Below are 20,315 nucleotides of genomic sequence, written 5' to 3'. Positions count from 1 at the left end.
AGATTTATTTGCTGACCATTTCCATTGATAGAATAGCCATATTTACTGTTTCGTTTTCATTCAACGCTTCTGTAACAATGTATAGATCTTGAAAATCTTCTTTTACATTATCATTGAATTTTAAAACTACTTTTTGGGTATTGGCACCTTCTTCTCCACTTTTTCTAACCACCATTTGTCCGATGACTTCTCCATCTGATCCTCCGGACCTGGCTTCAATCTGGTATCCATAATCAAAAGGTCGTTGAGAACTTACCATAAAGTTTATGCCTTCCAACCCTGTCAGGTCAATATTTTGAAGCATAAAATAGCCTTTGCCTAATGGAGAGGTGATGATCCGTTGACCATTTATTTCCATAGAATTATAAGCATATGTGGCATCAAGCTCACCTAAGTTGATGTTATTGTTGCGAAGAAAAACAGTTTTAGATGTACTAAGCGGTTTGATATTGTTTCCACCTTTATCGGTAAAACTTGCATTCAGTAGCATTACTCCATTATTGGCAAGTTTTTTACCCTGAAGTGGATCCAGTTCACCTTTTGCAGGGAGGCTTGGTTCCTGATCATCCTTGCCATCCAAAGAAAGAACGAAAGCGACAATTTTCCTTGCATCTCCTTCTTTCAAAGTAGGATTGGCCGGCATCATCGTTTCTCCCCAGACACCAGAACCTCCTTTGATAATTTTATTGATCAATTTGTCTACCGCTTCCGGTGAATCGGCATATTTTTTTGCCACATCAGTATATCCCGGGCCTACGGATTTCCCGTCAATCTGGTGACAACTTTTACATGTCAAAGACTCCATCAAACTTTTACCGGCCATGGCTTCAGACATGACTTGGTGACCTAAGGCTGCTTCTGCTTTATCAAAACCTTCGATATAATCGGCAGAGAGGTAAAGTGATGAAAGGTCTTCCCCTACTGATGGATCGTCAGGATCAGTTACTGTGACCTCATAATTTACTTTTTGGTTGGGAAAGTAAAAGCTTCCATTTCCTTCAAAAGTAACATTAATGCTAGGGGCAATATTTCCTGCATAAACATTGACAACATTGCTTTTTGCGGTCTTGTTTTCACTGTCTTTCACCGTTACTGAAATATCATAATCACCTTGTTTATCATAGGTGTAAGAGATTTCCGGCACTGAAGTCTCTTTGGTCTCGCCATTACCTAAATCCCAAATATAGCTTAAGGCATCATTCTCAGGATCACTCGCAGCAACCTTTACGGTTAATGCTAAAGGTAAACTACCTGAAGTTTTGTCTGCAGAAATTGAGGCGATAACCGGTGACCTGTTTCCCGGATTGTATTCAATTACTGAGAGGGCTGCATCTGCATTTGCACTAAACCAGCCTTTACCGTATTCTAGAAGGTAAAGTTTACCATTTGGACCCAATTCCATGTCAATTAAGGCATTGTGTCTGACTTCTTCCATAAAAGGTTCCATTTTTAGGTAATCACCATTTTCATCCATGGTTACTACCTTAATCCAACCCCTAATCCAGTCGTAGATAAATAGTTTGCCATCATAATATTCCGGTAAACCACCTCCATTAGGAAAGAGGTCAGAATAATATACAGGACCTGCCATGGCATTTCTTCCGCCTGTTCCTACTTCAGGAAATGCTTCTGACTCTACATATGGATAATAAATGAATGCCGGCTGAGCAGGAGGCAGATTTTTAATCCCGGTATTGTTCCTAGAGTTATTGACAGGATTTTTTGGGTCAAATTCCTTACCAACTTCTCCTGTATCAAAATTAAAGGCATTGTAAGGATAATTGTTTCCTACAAAGAAAGGCCAGCCAAAATAACCAGCCTCTTTTGCTTGGTTAACCTCATCATATCCTCTTGATCCTCTTTCTCCAAACTTGTCTTCTCGCGCATCAGGACCTACTTCACCCCAATACAAAAAGCCGGTTTTCTTATCAACCGAAATTCGGTAAGGGTTTCGATTTCCTTGCACATAAATTTCAGGTCTGGTTTTTTCAGTTCCTTCAGGATAAAGGTTCCCTTCGGGAATGCTGTAAGAACCATCTTCATTTACTTTTATTCTTAGGATTTTTCCTCTCAAATCATTGGAGTTTCCTGAAGATCTTGCCGCATCATATTGCTCAAAACCTGGTCTATCATCCAAAGGACCATAACCTTGTAAGGTGTATTTTTGATCAGGTTGATTAAATGGCGTGGAATTATCTCCTGCCGAAACGTAAAGCAAACCATTACCATCAAAAGCAATTGATCCTCCTGTATGGCAACAAATGCCTCTTTGAGAATAAAACTGAAGGATTACTTGTTCAGACTCCATGTCCCACGTATCATTCTCAAATTTAAACCTTGAAAGTCTGTTGACAGACTCATCCGTTGGACTATAAAAGACATATATCCAATGATTATTTTCGAAATCAGGATCTACTTGGATACCCATTAATCCTTCCTCTGCATTGACCTTAGGTACATCTGTTTTCCAATATACATCCAGGTGGGCAACTTTATTTACTTCATTGCTACCATTTTTGTAAAGCAAAACCTCTCCTCTTCTTTGGGCAACCAGAATATCTAAATTTGGTAAAATAGCCATTTCGGTAGGTTCTTTGAACTCTCCCATTACCAAGTTTACTTTTTCAAAACGGTCTGCGTCAGGAACAGATTTACTTGTGGCATTGGCATAATTTAACTTTTCATTCTCCCCAATGGCATACTTAATTCCCTCTAAAAGATGTTTCAAAAAGAGTTCCTCTTTATAAGCTGCTCTGGTGTGGCCTCCTCCTGTATAAAATGCCCGACCCCCATCGTATTCATGGTACCAGGCGATAGGGTGTTCGCCCATATCTGCTCCGCCTTGATAACTGTCTTCATCTAATGAGATCAAAACGTTCACATCAGGGTTGAAATTTTTGTAGCTGTACCACTCATCCGTTCTTGACCATGTTTCAGGAAGAAAAGAAGTGGCGCTGTTGCTATTATCAATGATTTTGAGCGATCCCTCCTGCACATTGGGATGAGGATCGTTGATGCCGGGATGATCTGTAAAATAGCCGCCTACCATCTTACCATACCAATCCCAACTGTATTCGGTATCTGCAGCTGAATGGATGCCAACAAAACCACCGCCAGCTTGAATGTATCGTTCAAACTCCGCCTGTTGAGCATTATTCAAAACATCACCAGTGGTATTTAGGAAAATTACAGTACTGTATTCCTTTAAAATGTCTTCAGTAAACATCTTCGCATTGGTAGTAGTGTCTACCTCTATGCCATTTTGTTTTCCTAAATTAATAATTGCTTGATTTCCATCCGGTATGGATTCGTGGTAAAAGCCATTGGTTTTTGAAAAAACGAGTACTTTTGGTTCTCCGGGTCTACTGGTACAAGCTCCCAGTAGGAACATTGCAAATATAAGGGCACAGAATCCCTTCATGACACTATTTTTGGACATAGGTTGATTTTTATTTTGCAGCAATATAATGAATATCTTTTTTTGACTAGACCATTAATAGAAATAATAAGGCTTATTGTAACATTGACAAGAAGTTTTATCCTTTTAAGGAGCAAAGTGTATTGCTTATTGGGCAAAAAAATAATAAATAAAGAAAAAGTTTAAGCAGGTGGATGAGACCTGATTCATCCCCATTGCCATTGTATGATTGGTATATAGATTTTGGTCTTTCTGAACTAGACTAAACCAATATAAGAAATACACCACCAATGGAAAGGTAGCACCAAGAAACCAAGGAATCGCCCAAGCTTTATCAATGTTGATAAAATACCAAATAAAAGCAGCACCTGCTACCAAAAACCATAAAGAGGCAAAATAAAACGTTCCAATTTTTCCTAACCTCAAACTTAAGGTGATGTCTCCCCTCTTGAGGTCTTCCTCATGTTGGTATACTTGAGTAAGAGGATAGGAGCCCAATAATAATAAAGTAGTAAATAGCGCAGGAAATAATAACTCAGTTTGCAAGAGTAAATCTATTCCGGCGGCTTGAAAGCCAATAACACACATTAAAAAAGTAAAAGCACCTTGAAAAATACCTGCAGTAAGCCAACTTAAATAAGGATATTTTTTTAACCTTACAGAAGGGTGGCTGTAGGCCATAGAAACCAATCCATAGAGAAGGACCATCAGGAAAAAGGCTACGTTGATAAATAGCGCACCTATCAATGATAAACCAAAGAAAACAAGGGAAAGGTAATATAGACCTTTAGTTACCTTTTTAGGGTTTTTTAGTCCGCCGATACTTTTTTCATCTTTGTCATAATAACTATTGTAGCCATTGCTTGAGGGGTAAAGGAATAAATGCAGAATAATCCCTACGGCAAGGATATTATAAACAGATGCTTGCGTTGTATAAGAAAGACCAAACCAAAAAACCGGCATGAGGTAATATGAAAATGGAATTCGAAGGTGTTCCCAACTTGACTTTTTAAACATAATGGTATTGCGCAGTAACAATTCGCTTTGTCATTGGTTTTTACTTAACTTGAAATGTACAATAAACTAAAGCTAAACTAAAATCAATGAAGAGCCAAATTAAGAGCATTGGGCTTGCAAGCCCCAGCAAACCCATCCCACAAGAGTTGATTTGTAGTTTTATGCAAAAAGCACATGACCTGGATGCGCAAGAAAGCAGAAAATTGGCATATGTATACCGAAAATCAGGTATAGCTCAGCGCTACAGTGTCTTAGAGGACTTTAAGTTTAGCAATGTGGAGGATTTTCGTTTTTTTCCCAAAAATAAACGATTGGAGCCTTTTCCAACTACGGATTGTCGAATGGAGGTATTTAGGCAGGTAGCCCCTCAATTAGCAAGCGAAGCCATTGAAAAATGCTTGGAGAAAAGCAAGCTTGAACCAAATCAAATCACACATTTAATCTTGATCTCTTGTACGGGAATGTATGCTCCCGGTGTAGAAATGGATATTATTGAAAGGATGGGTTTTGCTAGTAATGTAGAACGATATGCCATTCATTTTATGGGCTGTTATGCGGCTTTCAATGGGATAAAAATGGCAGACAGAATCTGTAAAAGTGAACCTTTGGCCAAGGTGTTGGTCTTGAGTGTAGAGTTGTGTACCCTCCATTTTCAAAAAGAATACAATGAGGACAATATACTGGCCAATGCACTTTTTGGAGATGGGGCTGCAGCCGTATTAATAGCGCAAGGTGAACAAGGCTTACAAATTGAAGATTACGAATCCAATATTATTCCTGATGGTGCGGATGATATGGCATGGGCCATCGGCAACTTTGGGTTTCAAATGAAGCTGAGTAAATACATTCCCGGATTATTAGAAAAAGGGATCAAGCAGTTTTCGGAAGGAATGGAAAAAAATTTGGTTTGTCATGCATCAAGCATTTTGCCATCCATCCGGGAGGAAAGCAAATATTGAATAAAGTCGAGGCTGCCTTCGGTATAGAAGAGCGTCGAAACAAACACGCCCACCAAGTTTTAAAGGACTTTGGGAATATGTCCTCTGTAACGATATTGTTTGTCTTGGAAGCGATTTTACGGGATGCCACTATTCATGGCAAGATACTGGCAATGGGATTTGGACCCGGCTTGACCTTGGAAAGCTTATTAATAAGTAAATCATGAATAAATTCTTGCAAAGAAGTGAAGAGAAAGAATTGATGGATGACCTTGACTGCAGTGGTTGGATGGTAGCCCAAACCCTGAAGGAACTAAGGACAATTAATAAACTTCTTGGGGGCAATAAGGTAACGACTTCAGGGCTTAAAGAATTAATGAATTCATCCAAAAATGATTCATTTACACTTGCCGACCTGGGTTGTGGGGGTGGGGACATGGCCATCCACATTAAAAAATGGGCTATTAAAAATAGAATTAAGTTAGAAATTCTTGGAGTTGATGCCAATCCTAATATTATTGAATTTGCTAGAGAAAGGGCAAAGGAAGAAAACCTGGCCATAGATTTTGTAGAAGCAAACGTTTTTGATCCGGAATTTTTAAAGAATCCGGTAGACATTCAAACCTGTACTTTATTTACCCACCACTTTACTTCTGAAGAGTTGGTGGAAATCCTTAAAAACTTAAAAAGGCAAACCAAGTTGGGGTTTGTGATCAATGATTTACACCGACATTTTATCGCTTATTATTCCATTAAATGGCTTACTCAGATTTTTTCAAAGTCAAGGATGGTAAAAAACGATGCCCCAGTTTCGGTGCTTCGGTCTTTCACAAAAGAGGATTGGGAGGATATTTTAAAAGCCTCCGGGATAGTTCATTATAAAATTTCATGGCACTGGGCCTTTAGATGGCAGGTTATTTGCTGGATTTGAGTTTATTGTTTTGAAATTTTAATTAAATCTTTAAAAATTATTTTACATTATGGAATTTGATACCAATTCTATGGATGGGATCATCCAAAGCGTGACACCTCTCGTTTTACTTGCATTGAAGAATATTTTAATTGCCGTAGTAGTTTACTTTATTGGTAAATGGGTAATTGGTTTGGCAATGAAGGCCTTGGCCAAAATTTTTGATAAATCGGATTTAGATAAATCTCTATCCAGCTTCTTAACCAGCTTTGTACGTGGCTTATTATATGTGTTGCTGATTTTAGCAGTCCTAGCAACCTTGGGAGTAGAGGTCACTGCATTTGTGGCAATTCTTGGTGCGGCAGGTTTGGCTGTTGGTTTGGCACTTCAAGGTTCCCTGGCTAATTTTGCCGGAGGGGTTTTAATTTTAGTGTTCAAACCTTTTAAAATCGGTGATACTGTAGAAGCACAAGGAACACTTGGTTCAGTAGAAAAAATTGATATTCTCTATACCACTATCAGGCAATTTGATAATAAGGTAGTTACAGTTCCTAATGGGAATTTAGCGAATAATAACATAACTAATTTCTCTGAAAAGCCTACACGAAGAGTGGAGATGGCTGTTGGAGTTGCTTATGGGACAGATTTGAAGTTAACGAGAAAAATTATTCTTGATACCTTAAAGAAGGATGAAAGAATTCATGCTGATCCTGCTCCTGCGGTGTACTTTACTAATTTTGGAGACAATTCCTTGGACTTATCCGTGAGATGCTGGTCAGATGCCGGTGACCTATGGCCGGTTTTTGGGACAATATGGAAAACATTAAAGAGTCCTTAGAAGAAAATAATATTGAAGTACCGTTTCCTCAACGAGATGTGCATCATTTCTTTCCCGAAGGAAATATTGAATTAAAAAATGTAGAAAAAAATAAGGAAAAAATGCCGGAGTCTCAGTTACTACCAAGTTTTTGAGACTCCGGGCAAACCCTACATTAAAAAATAACCAACTATCTACAATCAATCTTCCTCACAACAAAATAAAATACTAAAAGTAAGAAAAGGACTATACTATTATGAGCTACATCCACTGGATTCAAAGCTCAGTATGGTGCTTTTATCAGCCTTACTGCTGATTTGTAAACTTCCCTCTATAGGATTAAATGATCCTGACTCAATGCATTCTTGCATGTATTTCAAAGGTTGAACTATTTCAAAAGTGGTGGTGCTGTAATTTTCAGCAGCTAGTGAGCCACTGCCTTTTAGATAGATCCTAAACCCATCCGTTTCAGTTGATAACTCCAGTTCCCTGAAATAGTTTTGATTCACAGTAAATACCTGTGCCTCTTCATTTATTATTTTAAAATCTTTCATCGAAGAGGAGAATTTTAATTTCCTCTCCACCGCATCATAGCCTAAGTTTTCTAAGGTCTTAGTCCCCTGCAATTTTCTTCCGTTTACAGAAAAGTCCTCAAAACTAATTTCAAGTAGACTTCCTTTACTTAAAAAGTTATCGGTGTATTTGACCGTCAATGATCCTTGCTTCTCTAAACCTCCTGCACTAATACAACCCGAACCAAAATTCACACTGATTTGTCCATTTTTATCGTCCCTTGTAATCACCGTGCCCGGACAAGTCATCTCATCAAGCAAAGGCAAGAGCCGTTGTTGACTAAGGTCTTGTTGCATCATGGACATTATCATCAAGTCCACTTCTTCCATTAAACCCATTATTCCGGAAATTTCATCTGAAGAAATCCCTTTATCAACAGCTGTCATGTCTTCCTCCAGATCAGACGTTACGCAAGAGGCTGCTGAAAATAGCAAGGCTATTGCGAAGGCGTTGATCAAATTTTTTCTCGGATTATTCATGACAAAATGGATACTAAACCGTATACTTTATTGCTTTGTTTTCGAAATGTACTTCCGTAAAATTTTAATTACTAATAAAAAACCAACTTTTTGACTTTAATAATTAACAAAGCATATATTTAGTTTTGAAAAGCAAAAATTACTATACAACCGAAGTTATTGCTTGTTAAATGTTTTTAAGTTGTTGAAAAATGCATTTGAAAATATTCAAGACTAGATTTTTTGCGTGAAAAGGACATAAAACCTTGATTTAAATGACTTTGTCCTTTTTGTGTAGCGGAATTTTGTTTTACAAGTATTAGTAATTAGAAAACCCTTATTTTGTTTAATTTTTCCTTAAAACTAACTGTAAACAAGTTTATTAGAATTAGTCAAATACTTGATTGCCTTGCTAAACCGATTAATAAAAGTATTAGCAAATTTTTTAGCTTGGATTTACTTCTACTTATCAATAATTTGCTGAGGCTTTATTTAGATTAATTCCATATAACCTTGTTTAGAATCATTACAGTTAGTAGGTTTGTGAAAATATTTAACTCATGAAACACAATATTATACTAACGATAGGATTATTACTATTTATGTCCAATATAGCCTTTGGTCAAAAGGCAAGCATTTATGGAGTAGTGACCACTTCAGACGGTCAAGCGCTTGAATATGTTAACGTTGGAATTGTAGGTTTGGCTAAAGGAACCATCACAGAAAGGAATGGAGGGTTTGAGATCAGTAATATCAATCCTGGTAAATACACCGTATTTGCATCATTTATTGGAGCAGAGAGACAAGAGCAAACCATCCAGCTCTCGGCGGGGGAAAGATTGGCCTTGAAATTTAGCCTCCAAGAGTCGGCATCTGATCTGGCAGAAGTTATTGTTACGGATATTGGTACCAATCGTTTGTATGCTGACAGTGTATTTACTGTTGCAAAATTACCATTGACAGACTTGGAAAACCCACAGGTTTACAATTCCATTTCTTCACGTTTGTTGAAAGAACAAGTGGTTACCAATATGAATGACGCCCTTAAAAATGCTACCGGAGTGTCAAGACTTTGGCAATCTACAGGTCGCGGTGGGGATGGGGCTGAATATTATTCCATGCGAGGATTTTCTGTGCAACCTACCATGGTCAATGGCATGCCAAGCCTCAACAATGGAGGCCTTGACCCGGCCAATATTGAACGAGTAGACGTTATCAAAGGGCCTTCGGGTACCTTGTTTGGCAGCTCTGTAATTTCTTATGGTGGACTAATTAATATTACAACCAAGCGTCCCATGGATAGTTTTAAGGGAGAATTAGGATGGGTTACCGGTAGTTATGGCTTAAATAGACTTACAGCTGATATCAATTCTCCACTCAATGAGCTGTCTGCTGTGCGTGTTAATATGGCTTATCAAAATAGCAACACTTTTCAGGATGCCGGTAGCAATGAATCTTTTTTTATTGCTCCTTCTTTTAAGTTTAAAGCTTCTGAAAAACTTTCTTTTTTAATCAACACTGAATTTTTAAAGACCAATTCAGTAAATGCACCAATGTTGTTTTTAAACAGGTCCAACCCAATAACCTTTTCCGAAATTGATCTTTTTGAAAATAACTATGAGAGATCCTTTACAGGTAATGAGTTAGGAATGAACAATACATCCTATGGCTTGCAGGCCCAGGCGCTTTATACCATAACCAATGACTGGACCTCTCAAACTGTCGTTTCTCGAAGTTCAACAAAGACGGACGGATATTACCATTATTTATTTGACAATAGTGATGGAGATAGTTTTACTCGTTATATATCAGACCGTAATGGTCAAACCTTGACTACTGACATTCAACAAAATTTTATTGGTAATATTGATATAGGATCCATTCAAAATAACCTGGTTATAGGTTTAGATTATTATCATTCTTCATTGATTAATGGAAGTACCGGTTGGGTTGGAAATGGTGTTGTTACACTTTCTGATGGGGATGATACCGGGGTATTGACCCAAGCAGGTGTGGATGATTTGTTGAAAAATTCCTTTGAAGGAAATAGCACAGGAAATACCCGTATCATGAGTGCCTACATTTCAGACGTAGCTGATCTTCACCCCAATCTTTCAGTAATGGCGAGTATTCGCGTGGACAATTTCAAAAGTGAAACAGGGAACTGGTCAGCGGAAGGGGCCGAATCCCAAACTGCTCTTTCTCCTAAATTTGGAATCGTTTACAAACCTCTACAAGACAAAGTCTCTGTCTTTGCTAACTATATGAATGGCTTTGTCAATGTAGCACCAAGGTCAGTGGCAGATGCAGATGGTAGCAATCAAAGGCTAAAAACCTTTTCTCCTGAAAATGCCAACCAAGTCGAATTTGGTGTAAAAACCAAGCTTTATCAAGATAAGGTGGCTGCAACAGCCAGTTATTATCATATCGATGTAAAAACCGATTGATGACTGATCCTAATAATGTCAATAACTCTATTCAAGGTGGCCAAGTAAAGAGTCAAGGTGTTGAATTAAGTGTAATTGCAAGTCCTGTGGAAGGTCTTGATCTTGTTGCAGGTTTTAGCAAAAACCATGCAGAGGTAACGCAAGATTATGAGGAAAGTGGTTATCTAGGGCTAAGGCCGGAAGAAGCAGGTCCGGATCAACTGATTAACTTTTGGGCGAGTTATTCTTTTCAGTCCGGCGATTTAAAAGGCTTTGGTCTTGGCTTTGGAGGAAATGCTGCCAGTGAATACTTGACCATTAACAGGGCAAATATTGGTTCATTTGCTTTGCCGGCTTATCAAGTTTTTAATGCATCCATAAACTATTCCGGCTCCCAATATTTCGTAGCCTTAAAAGTAAATAACCTTACTGATCAAAAATATTATACAGGATGGTCTACGGTCACTCCTCAAAACCCAAGAAATGTTTCCTTGAGTTTAAACTATAGGTTTTAATGAAGCTTAAAAATATTGTAGGAAAAATACACCTCTGGCTCGGACTTAGTTCCGGGCTTGTGGTGTTTATAGTGGCCGTCACAGGTTGTATCTACGCATTTCAGGAAGAGATTCAAGACATGACTCAACCCTACCGGTTTGTGCAGCCGCAAAAACTCCGGTCCTCCCCCCACCACAATCTGGGAAAAAGCAGATCAGGCCTTTCCGGGAAAACACCTACATGCGGTGCTATATCCTAGCCCTGACCGGGCAGCTCAGGCCATATACTATAGTTATGAAGAAAATTATTACTATTTCGTATATGTTAATCCTTATTCAGGCGAAGTCTTGAAAATAAAAGATGTTTATGCCGATTTTTTAGAATTGTATTGGATGGCCATTTTTACCTTTGGTTGCCACCTGAAATTGGTCAACCACTTGTAGCCTCTTTTACCTTGGTGTTTCTAGTTATGGTTATTTCGGGGCTAATCTTATGGTGGCCAAAGAAAAAGAAAAATTTAAGAAATAGCCTTAAAATAAAATGGAAAGCTAGATGGAGGAGGAAAAACTATGATTTGCATCAAGTATTGGGATTTTACGTGATGGCTTTTGCATGTATATTTGCCATTACCGGTCTGGTCTGGGGCTTTGTTTGGTTCCGTGACGCGGTATTCTTTGTAAGTTCAGGTGGCGAAGATTATGTAGAGTACTATACCCCACTTTCAGATTCTACGGCCATATATCAGGAAAATGTGCCCCCATTGGATGCTGTGTGGATGAAAATGCGACAAATGTACCCCAATGCAGAATGGATAGAAGTCCATCCTCCTGAGTTTGATCATGCTGCCATAGCTGCCAATGCAAATCCCGATGCTTCCACCTATTGGAAAATGGATTACCGTTATTTTGATCAAAATACGCTCCAAGAATTACCTGTAGATCATATCTACAACAGGTTTGATGAGGCTTCCTTTGGTGATAAGGTAATGCGTATAAATTATGACCTTCATGTAGGGGCAATTGCCGGTCTTCCCGGCAAAATTTTAGCCTTTTTCTTAAGTGCAATTATTGCTTCATTACCTATTACCGGTTTCATGATTTGGTGGGGTAGGAAAAATAAAAATAAGAAGATGGAAAGAAGTGGTGATAAGAACCAAAGTCCAGCAGGCAAATTAATCTCCAATGTTTGAGTGTTTCTAAGGTCTAAGTACACTTGGGCACTTTTAAGTCATTAACAAGTTGAAAATCAGCAGCTAAAACTGATCTAAATCTTGTAATTACCTATTTAATCAGATGATAATCAAAGCAATGACCCGTGTCATAGTATTCACTTTTAGAAACCATAGTTCTGAGCTTTTCAAATTTTAATTTTTGTTAAAAAAAATTGAAAATTAATCTTCAAATCATTTGGCTTCTTAACTGTCTAGTCTTAGATTTGTCTTAATTTAAAATTAATCTAAATAACAATAGTGATTAAAAAGAAACCTTGCAGCGGCAACTGCAAGGTTTCAGGTAAACTACTTCCTAATTCTCCAATTAAAAAGCAATGCAATATAATAAAATATTGTCACTAATATTTTTGTGTCTTCTTTTAACTCAGTTCGCTTATCCTCAAGAAGCAGGACAAATAAAAGGCACTGTTACCGACCAAGAAGGTCAGCCAATTCCGGGTGTTTTGGTTCAGGTTTTGGAATTAAAGAAAGGCTTGGTTACAGAAGCTGACGGAACGTTCCAGTTACAATTACCTTCCGGCGAAGACTATACCTTGACTTTTTCTTTCTTGGGTTATGAATCCAAGCAACAAGTAATTTCAAAGGATCAAAGCAACAAGAACCTTACGATTCAATTAACTGAAGCTGCCACAGATCTTCAGGAGTTTACCATCCTAGGCAAGTCAGAGCTTAGCGAAATCAGGGAAAAGGCTTTTAATGTAGAGGTGGTGGATGCAAGGAAGCTTCACCATACCAACTTGGATCTGGGCCATGCATTGGACAGGGTTTCAGGTGTTAGGGTTAGAGAAAGCGGAGGAGTAGGCTCCAGGATGAATTTTTCCTTAAATGGTTTTTCAGGGAAACAAGTAAAGTTTTTTATTGATGGGATTCCCATGGATGATTTCGGTTCTTCCTTTCAGCTGAATAATATTCCAATCAATCTAGCAGAACGCATAGAAGTCTATAAGGGCGTCGTTCCCATAGGTTTAGGAGCAGATGCTTTGGGGGGTGCTGTAAATATTGTTACTAAAAAAGTAAGGAAAAACTATGTAGATGCCTCCTATTCTTTCGGCTCATTCAATACCCATCGTACGGTTATCAATACTGCTTATGTAGACAAATCAGGTTTTACTGTACAGTTCAATGCCTTTCAAAATTACTCCGACAACAATTATTGGGTCAATGTGGATGTAGCGGATATTGAAACCGGGAAATACTATCCTAACCAACGGGTGAGGAGGTTTCATGACAATTACCACAATGAAACCGTGATTACCCAAGTGGGTGTTCAAGGCAAACCCTATGCAGACAAGTTAATGTTGGGATTAACAGCGGGGAAAAATTATGCTGAAATTCAAACCGGGGCAAGGTTAGTATCAGTTTTTGGTGATTGGCATAGAAAAGGAACCATCCTAATGCCTACCCTCAAATACAATAAGCAAGATTTATTTACCCAAGGTTTGGATTTAAATATAAATGCCAATTATAATTTTGGAACAGAACAAAACATAGATACCGTCAATAGGCGCTACAATTGGTTTCAGCAATATAAAGAATACGAAACAGAGGGAGGAGAGCGCTCCTATTCCATGTACAAGTTTAAAAACAATAATGCTGTTTTTACTGCTAACACGCATTACCAATTTAAAGACATTCATACCATTGCTATAAGCCATGTATTTAACAGTTTTAACCGGACCGGCAGTGATGAATTGTACCCAGAAAGAGAAATCTATGAGCAACCCAGAAAGACATCTAAAAACATCACAGGAATAAGCTATCAGCTTAATTGGGAAGAAAAGGGAAGTATATCTGCTTTCTCTAAAATATACAATCAAAGCAATTATTTTGCTATGGCTTATAATCCTTCGGGAAATTATGGGGATGTAGCCTACCGGAACAACAAGGAAACTTTTACCTATCCGGGTTATGGTGTAACCGGGTCTTATTTCCTAACAGGTAATTTTCAACTGAAGGCCTCCTTTGAAAAAAGCTACCGCTTGCCGGAACCTGAGGAATTGTTTGGGGACATGGTAAATCTTCAGGGAAATTTAGACTTAAAACCTGAAAACAGCTACAATTATAATTTAGGATTGAGCATATGGAAGCAGTTGCACGCAAATCATAGACTGGATTTTTCTGCCAATGGATTTTATAGAGATGCCAAAGATTTTATTCGCCCAAGGCTAAACAATAACCAAAGCATGCAGGTAATGGATAACCTCTATAATGTGACGAATCTGGGGGTAGAGGGTGAAATAAGGTACAGCTATAGGAACATGATCAATGCAGGTACCAATATTACCTATCAAAATCTAAGGAACAATACAAAATATGAAGAGGGACAAACAGTGCCAAGCTTGGTGTACAGAGACCGTGTCCCCAATATGCCCTACCTCTTTGGAAATGCGGATATAAATGTTCTCCTATCCAATGCATTTGGCAAAGGAAATGATTTGGCTTTAGGATATAATTTGCTTTATGTACATGCTTTTTACTTGTATTGGCCAAGCTTAGGCGCTGAGAAGTTTGATGTTCCCATGCAGCTCTCTCATGATTTAAGCGCCACCTATACCACGGGAGCCAAAGGCAAGTTACAGCTGGTAGCTGAATGCAGAAACCTATTCGATAGAGTCCTTTACGATAATTTTAGTTTACAAAAACCCGGGAGAAGTTTCTCCGGAAAAATCAGATATTTTATATACTAATTCTTACTAAACAAATGAAAACCAACCGTAATTATTTATTAGCATGTATGGTCGCAATGGTCATAAGCTTAATCAGTTGTGAAACAACACCTAACGAAGAAGAACCCCTGTTGCTACAGGAGAAAATCGATATATTATCGCCTCTACCCCAATGGCTTCAGATGGAGTTGCAGATTACTTATTGACTGCTGAAAGTCTAACCGAAGGAACAGTTAGTACCCTCGGGAATGGTGTAGAACAAGATGGAACTTACCGTTATTATGTCACCCATAATAACAAATTCTTTAGTATGCTGTATGGACAAGGAAACCCGGGAGCTGTGACCACCTATGAGCTTGATGTGAATGGGAGCCTTGTGAAAAAATCGGATTTTCAATCCGAAACGGTGCAGGCCTTTGGCCCAATGAATGACGATATTGTCATGGTAAAAATTTCAAGAGGTGACGAACCTATGGCCTCTTGGTATAGGCTAGATACCGAGCAACTTCAGATTGTTGATGATGGTCAGTGGAACCAAGAAGAAATAGCCAATAATGGAGAAAGGGCGTTCTTTTCCTGGGTTACACAAGTGGGAGACAAATTATTTGCTCCCTATTTTAGCATCAAAGCATGCTGCAACGATACTTTCGGCACCTCTTACCCCGACAGTGCTTATATCGCAGTTTTCGATTATCCTAGCATGGAATTAAACACTGTAATTAAAGACAACAGAACCAGTTTTATCGGACGCTATTTTCTTTCCGGATTGGAGGTTGATGAACTAGGAGATGCTTATGCTTTTTCCAGCTCCATAGCTACTTCCAATGGGGAAATGACCAGCACTTTGCCCTCTGCAATTACTAGGATTAAAAAAGGGGAATTGGCCTTCGATGAATCTTACTATTTCAATGTGGAAGAATTGGCAGATGACTATTACATCACGGCAAAAACCTATGCAGGAAATGGAAAATATATAGTGATCATGAGGGAGGAAAAAGGAGCATATTCTACCGGAAATCGCTTTGGAATCGCAGATGTTTACAACAAGACGTTTACTTGGGTTTCGGGTGCTCCGACAGAAGATGAGATCGTCAGTGTAACCACCAATAATTACTCCACTCAGAATGGAATGGCCTACATTGGGATTACTACTGAAACGGGTAGCTGGGTGTATGAATTTGATGCAATTGCTGCTACGGCTACTCAAGGATTGAAGGTTGAAGGAGGGAGAATCACCGCCATTAGCCATTTAGAGCCTGCGGAATAAAGGTATTAAGTCCTGGGTGGATTGTCCTATTGTCTCGGCCGGCAGATGTGGCAAATAAACCCAGGCCCAATTTAAGTAAGGGAAACCTAACCGAATCAATTGACCCTAAATTAAAGGAAAAGAAGTGGAATTAATATTCAGAGTTTACTGAAAATCCAGCAAAGCTTTAACCTTTCTACTGCCATATTATTGGTTGGGTATGCTATGAAAACTATTACAGGTAAAGAAATAGAACAATTTTCAATCGCTAAACAACTTTGGAATGTCAACATGTAAAACTGAAGTAATCTATCAAAACCAAGATTTTATATTCACCAAATGCGTGGACTGTTGTAGAATGGGATTAATGTATCATCAAGTAATGATTGGCTTTGATGAGGTAAATTTTGCGGCCTTTATTAGGTATTTGAAACAGATAGATTTTGACTATTACAAATTTCCTTGCATGGACGGTATTGACCGAGTAATCATAGAAACTTATCATCAAGACATTCAATTTTCATTTTCAGAAGAAGAATTCTATCATTTGAAAGCTTCAGCCATAGAGGCCAATGAGCAACTTCAATTGATAGAAATGATTCGAAAGCTTTAATAAAAAAACATGAAACATAAATCGATAAAATCACTTGTTTTGAGCCTGCTTCTTGGCCTGATGGCTAGCAGCGTTTATGCCCATGCATTGTGGATTCATACCTCTTCCACTGCCGAGCTGGGACAAACACATTCCTTTAAAGTTTACTATGCAGATTACCATGAAGATGCCATTGAAGATGTAGCCGATTGGTATTCTGACGTGGAGGAATTTGAACTTTGGCTTATTAGTCCTTCTGGCAAGAGGTCCAAGTTAAATAAAATAGCCCGAAAGGATCATTTTGAGGGAAGTTTTACTGCGGATGAAAAAGGAGAATATCAATTGCAAATCAGTCATACTGCAAAAGTGCTTAAAGGAACCACCGCCTATCAATTTAATGCATCTGCGCAAGTATGGGCAGGAAAAGGGAAAGCAGACCTTATGGAACAAACGGACCTAATGCTTACCAGAGATCCAAAGTCCACCAAGTTTAATGTGTCCTATAAAGGCCAACCTCTTCCTGAAGCAACCATTAATATTTTAAGTCCGGACAAAAATAGTCAAGACCTTATCACAGGTAAAAAAGGAAAAGCCAAGGCAGAAATGAAAGGATCCGGTAAATACTTTGCTGAAGTAACTAAAACCGAAAAACTTGAAAAAGATGATCCTTCAGGGTTAAAAGCAATTTGGAGATGCGCAACTCAAGTGGTTGATAAATAGGTGTTTCCAATAAAGAAAGTGGGTATTTTTTTATGTGACTTTTGAGCTAAGATCCTATATTTTTAAAACTAATTTTTCGCACCGGTACCACCATTATTGCTTCGTGGTGGTTCTGGTGTTCCTTTTTTCCTAGTCACAGGTGCCAAGTGGTCACTTGTTTTAGTCTTGTTAACCATAGAAACAAAGAACAATATAAGAATGATTACATTAAGTACAATCTTTACCCTCATGGGATTTGAGTTTTTTTATCAAACTTCTCAACGAGCAGTAATTTTACGCCCTGCCAATTGGGAGGAATGGTTTAAGTCCAATGCGCATATAGCCAAAAGCATTGGTGGCTTACTGATGCTGATAGGAATGCTATTTTCCATCTATGCACTAGGTTTGGGTGCAGGAATATTTGCATTTGCCTGTTCCTTAATGTTGATCGGTAGTTTGGTAGTATTATTATCCCCTTTGATGTGGATCAAAACCAGTTGGTTATTTATCGGTTTTGGTCTTTTGTTTATCCTAGAATTGTTTTAATCATGCCGGCCAATAAAAAACACCTCAATCCCAACTTTCTACATCGCTTTTCAAGGATTTCTGCAGGTCTAGTAGGTGGATATTTAGTAACAGTTTCTTTCTTTCTCGCTCTTTCCTTTGTTCTAGATAAGGTTGCTGTTTTATTCACCCTAGTATTTGGAGGCTTTTTATTATGGGTAGGGCTTTTTATCGTGGCTTTTATAGCCAAAAAAGGTTGGAAATTATGGGCTATTTATCTATTGCTCACACTTGTCTTTTCTTCTGTAGTCTATTTCTGTCAATCCCCATCCATTTAATTCAATAATCATGAGTAATAGGATATACAATATTCTCTTTCACACCCATACAATTTCCGGTATTTTCATCAGTTTGGCATTGTATGTCATTTTCTTTGCGGGCTCCTTTTCATTTTTCCGGGATGAAATCAACAGTTGGGAAAGAAATGAACCATTGGCAGCAGGCTGGAAGTTGGAGGAGATGGATTTTGATAAGGTGCTGGATAGTCTTGAAACCAAAGACAGCTTAATGAATAGAGACATCAGCTTCAATCAATATTATGATGAACAACGCTTGTCCTTGAACATTTCCCCACCAAAAAACAGCAAGCCGAAAGAATCTGGTAGGCGGAGAAGAGGCACTTTCAAATATTTAAATACCCAAGATTTAAATACATATGATTACAAGAGCTCTTATTCTATTGGAGAGTTTCTGTATCGTTTACATTTTTTGCCCAACTTAACTTTTTTGGGAGATCGGGATATTTGCTGGCAGGAATTGTTGCATTCTTCTTCTTATTTGCTGTTGTTACAGGTGTTTTGGTGCACTGGAAAAAGATCATCAGTAATTTTTTTATGTTCAGACCCAAAGCAAGTGTCAAAAACCTTTGGACTGATGCGCATACTGCTTTGGGAATATTAGGCTTGCCTTACCAATTTATTTTTGCGCTCACTGGAGTATATCTTATTGTAGGGTTAACAATCATGTCTCCGGCCATCGTAAAATTCATCTATGAGGACAGTACGGAAAAGGCCTATGATGATTTCGGGTTTAACTCTCCTGAATATGAGTTTAGCGGAAAAGCCTTGTCTAGTGATTTTTCTGTCAACAGCTTTCTTGATGAAACTAAAAAGAAATGGCCTGAATTTGAAATCCGATCTACAGAGATATCGAACTATGGGGATCAAAACATGCATATTGAATTCAAAGGAAAGGCCAATTTTGACACCAAATTTGCTAGTGCTGGAAGCATAACTTATAAAGTGGCTACAGGAGAAGTGGTAAGAGAAAAAAACCCATTTAAAAATGTTCCATACTTGGATGGTGCGCGTGCAGTAATACAGCGATTACATTTTGGAGATTTTGGTGGCATTGCTGTTAAACTGATTTACTTCATTTTAGGAATTGTCACTTGTTTTGTGATAATCTCAGGAGTGATGATTTGGTTGGTAGCCAGAGACAAAAAGAGTGTTTCTCCGGGCAAGCGTAAATTTAATGCCTGGTTGGTGTGGTTTTATTTAGCAGGATGTTTAAGCATGTACCCTGTGACAGCCTTTACTTTTTTAATGGTAAAATTAGGCCTTCAGGATCCTGGCTTAGACAGGGTGTCATTTATTTTCCAAACTTATTTTTGGTCATGGTTATTATTAACCTTGGTCTTCACTTTCCTTAAAAACAATGCGTTGACTAATAAGTGGACAATGATTCTGGGAGGCCTATTGGGACTAATGGTTCCTTTGACCAATGGGTTAGTTACTGGAAATTGGCTCTGGATAAGCTGGATCAATGGGTATAAGGATATTTTATTGATTGATGCATTTTGGTTGCTTAGTTCCATTGGTACTTTGATTATAGGTTTAAAAATAAGGTTACAAAAACCTGTGCCAGCTAAAGCCGGAAAGATGATTCATGCCTAAATCCAAGTATATCGAAGCTCTTAATGGGTATCAACAGGAAATTGTCCTGATGGTACCCATTTTCTTTTAATCTATTCATAGATAGAGGTACCGGGATTTACGTCAGATTCCAATTGTTTTCTTATACAGCACAAATGAATTTGCTCCCTTAGTTTTAATTTTTATACTACATTTATATTCTATTTACCTGATCGATTCTTGAACAGTGTTGTCCATCTCCTATAAGTTGTTGGAACCAAAGTGAATTTGTATCAAAAGCAGCACAAAGTAAAGGGGCTTTATCAATAGCGAAAATTGACCCTTTCTTGCATACTTTAGATGTTTAGACTTGGGTCAAAGCATGCTAAAAAGCATTGGTACTGCCGGTAGA

Annotated in this window: 18 protein-coding genes and 2 pseudogenes; 17 read left to right on the top strand and 3 right to left on the bottom strand. The window is 38.2% G+C overall.

Going from position 1 to position 20,315, the window contains the following annotated elements:
* Positions 1–4: 4 nt before the first annotated feature.
* Together WG932_RS20970 and WG932_RS20965 are read right to left on the bottom strand one after the other, a co-directional pair.
* A complete protein-coding gene (locus tag WG932_RS20970) occupies positions 5–3,439 on the bottom strand; it encodes a ThuA domain-containing protein (protein WP_483085273.1) in 3,435 nt (1,144 codons plus the stop codon).
* A gap of 126 nt (positions 3,440–3,565) precedes the next feature.
* Positions 3,566–4,435: a UbiA family prenyltransferase gene (locus WG932_RS20965; protein ID WP_483085272.1), complete on the bottom strand. Its 870-nt coding sequence runs from the start codon at positions 4,433–4,435 to the stop codon at positions 3,566–3,568.
* Between the two features lie 86 nt (positions 4,436–4,521).
* Here WG932_RS20965 and WG932_RS20960 point away from each other — a divergent pair, with 86 nt between their 5' ends.
* From WG932_RS20960 to WG932_RS20945, 4 genes and pseudogenes are all read left to right on the top strand, one after another.
* Positions 4,522–5,394, top strand: a complete 873-nt coding sequence (locus WG932_RS20960) for a type III polyketide synthase (protein WP_483085271.1) — start codon at positions 4,522–4,524, stop codon at positions 5,392–5,394.
* The gene (locus tag WG932_RS20955; protein WP_483085270.1) at positions 5,391–5,600 is read left to right on the top strand and encodes a 3-oxoacyl-[acyl-carrier-protein] synthase III C-terminal domain-containing protein; all 210 of its coding nucleotides are present in this window, start codon (positions 5,391–5,393) and stop codon (positions 5,598–5,600) included. The genes WG932_RS20960 and WG932_RS20955 overlap by 4 nt, the downstream gene beginning before the upstream one ends.
* On the top strand, positions 5,597–6,304 hold the full coding sequence (locus tag WG932_RS20950) for a methyltransferase domain-containing protein (RefSeq protein WP_483085269.1): 708 nt from the start codon (positions 5,597–5,599) through the stop codon (positions 6,302–6,304). The genes WG932_RS20955 and WG932_RS20950 overlap by 4 nt, the downstream gene beginning before the upstream one ends.
* Before the next feature lie 49 nt (positions 6,305–6,353).
* A pseudogene (locus WG932_RS20945) lies at positions 6,354–7,255 on the top strand (mechanosensitive ion channel family protein).
* 99 nt (positions 7,256–7,354) lie between these two features.
* On the opposite strand, the gene WG932_RS20940 reads toward WG932_RS20945, so the two are convergent.
* The gene (locus WG932_RS20940) at positions 7,355–8,152 is read right to left on the bottom strand and encodes a hypothetical protein (protein WP_483085268.1); all 798 of its coding nucleotides are present in this window, start codon (positions 8,150–8,152) and stop codon (positions 7,355–7,357) included.
* 539 nt (positions 8,153–8,691) lie between these two features.
* Here WG932_RS20940 and WG932_RS20935 point away from each other — a divergent pair.
* The 13 genes and pseudogenes from WG932_RS20935 (at position 8,692) to WG932_RS20875 (ending at position 19,945) form a co-directional block, all read left to right on the top strand.
* Positions 8,692–10,578: a carboxypeptidase-like regulatory domain-containing protein gene (locus WG932_RS20935; RefSeq protein ID WP_483085267.1), complete on the top strand. Its 1,887-nt coding sequence runs from the start codon at positions 8,692–8,694 to the stop codon at positions 10,576–10,578.
* The gene (locus WG932_RS20930) at positions 10,578–11,072 is read left to right on the top strand and encodes a hypothetical protein (RefSeq protein WP_483085266.1); all 495 of its coding nucleotides are present in this window, start codon (positions 10,578–10,580) and stop codon (positions 11,070–11,072) included. The genes WG932_RS20935 and WG932_RS20930 overlap by 1 nt, the downstream gene beginning before the upstream one ends.
* Entirely contained in the window at positions 11,072–11,311 is a 240-nt protein-coding gene (locus WG932_RS20925) for a PepSY domain-containing protein (RefSeq protein WP_483085265.1), read from the top strand. The genes WG932_RS20930 and WG932_RS20925 overlap by 1 nt, the downstream gene beginning before the upstream one ends.
* The gene (locus WG932_RS20920; protein ID WP_483085264.1) at positions 11,211–11,495 is read left to right on the top strand and encodes a PepSY domain-containing protein; all 285 of its coding nucleotides are present in this window, start codon (positions 11,211–11,213) and stop codon (positions 11,493–11,495) included. Before WG932_RS20925 ends, WG932_RS20920 begins: the two co-directional genes overlap by 101 nt.
* A complete protein-coding gene (locus WG932_RS20915) occupies positions 11,441–12,241 on the top strand; it encodes a PepSY-associated TM helix domain-containing protein (RefSeq protein ID WP_483085263.1) in 801 nt (266 codons plus the stop codon). The genes WG932_RS20920 and WG932_RS20915 overlap by 55 nt, the downstream gene beginning before the upstream one ends.
* 374 nt (positions 12,242–12,615) lie before the next feature.
* Positions 12,616–14,970 (top strand): TonB-dependent receptor, encoded by a 2,355-nt coding sequence (locus WG932_RS20910; protein ID WP_483085262.1) that lies wholly within the window; start codon positions 12,616–12,618, stop codon positions 14,968–14,970.
* 151 nt (positions 14,971–15,121) lie between these two features.
* Entirely contained in the window at positions 15,122–16,216 is a 1,095-nt protein-coding gene (locus WG932_RS20905; RefSeq protein ID WP_483085261.1) for a DUF4374 domain-containing protein, read from the top strand.
* A gap of 262 nt (positions 16,217–16,478) precedes the next feature.
* Positions 16,479–16,808, top strand: a complete 330-nt coding sequence (locus WG932_RS20900) for a DUF6686 family protein (protein ID WP_014019826.1) — start codon at positions 16,479–16,481, stop codon at positions 16,806–16,808.
* Between the two features lie 9 nt (positions 16,809–16,817).
* Positions 16,818–17,507 carry a DUF4198 domain-containing protein gene (locus tag WG932_RS20895; RefSeq protein WP_483085260.1) on the top strand — a complete coding sequence of 230 codons (690 nt, stop codon included), beginning with the start codon at positions 16,818–16,820 and terminating at the stop codon, positions 17,505–17,507.
* Between the two features lie 198 nt (positions 17,508–17,705).
* The gene (locus WG932_RS20890) at positions 17,706–18,032 is read left to right on the top strand and encodes a hypothetical protein (protein ID WP_483085259.1); all 327 of its coding nucleotides are present in this window, start codon (positions 17,706–17,708) and stop codon (positions 18,030–18,032) included.
* Positions 18,033–18,034: 2 nt separating this feature from the next.
* Positions 18,035–18,328 (top strand): hypothetical protein, encoded by a 294-nt coding sequence (locus WG932_RS20885; RefSeq protein ID WP_149393017.1) that lies wholly within the window; start codon positions 18,035–18,037, stop codon positions 18,326–18,328.
* A 10-nt stretch (positions 18,329–18,338) separates the two neighbouring features.
* Positions 18,339–18,713, top strand: a pseudogene (locus WG932_RS20880) (PepSY domain-containing protein); the annotation flags it as partial.
* An 80-nt stretch (positions 18,714–18,793) separates the two neighbouring features.
* Entirely contained in the window at positions 18,794–19,945 is a 1,152-nt protein-coding gene (locus WG932_RS20875; protein ID WP_483085258.1) for a PepSY-associated TM helix domain-containing protein, read from the top strand.
* Positions 19,946–20,315 lie beyond the last annotated feature (370 nt).

The sequence above is a fragment of the Cyclobacterium sp. SOCE241 genome, from assembly GCF_056867545.1.
This window is presented reverse-complemented; position numbering and strand designations above follow the sequence as displayed.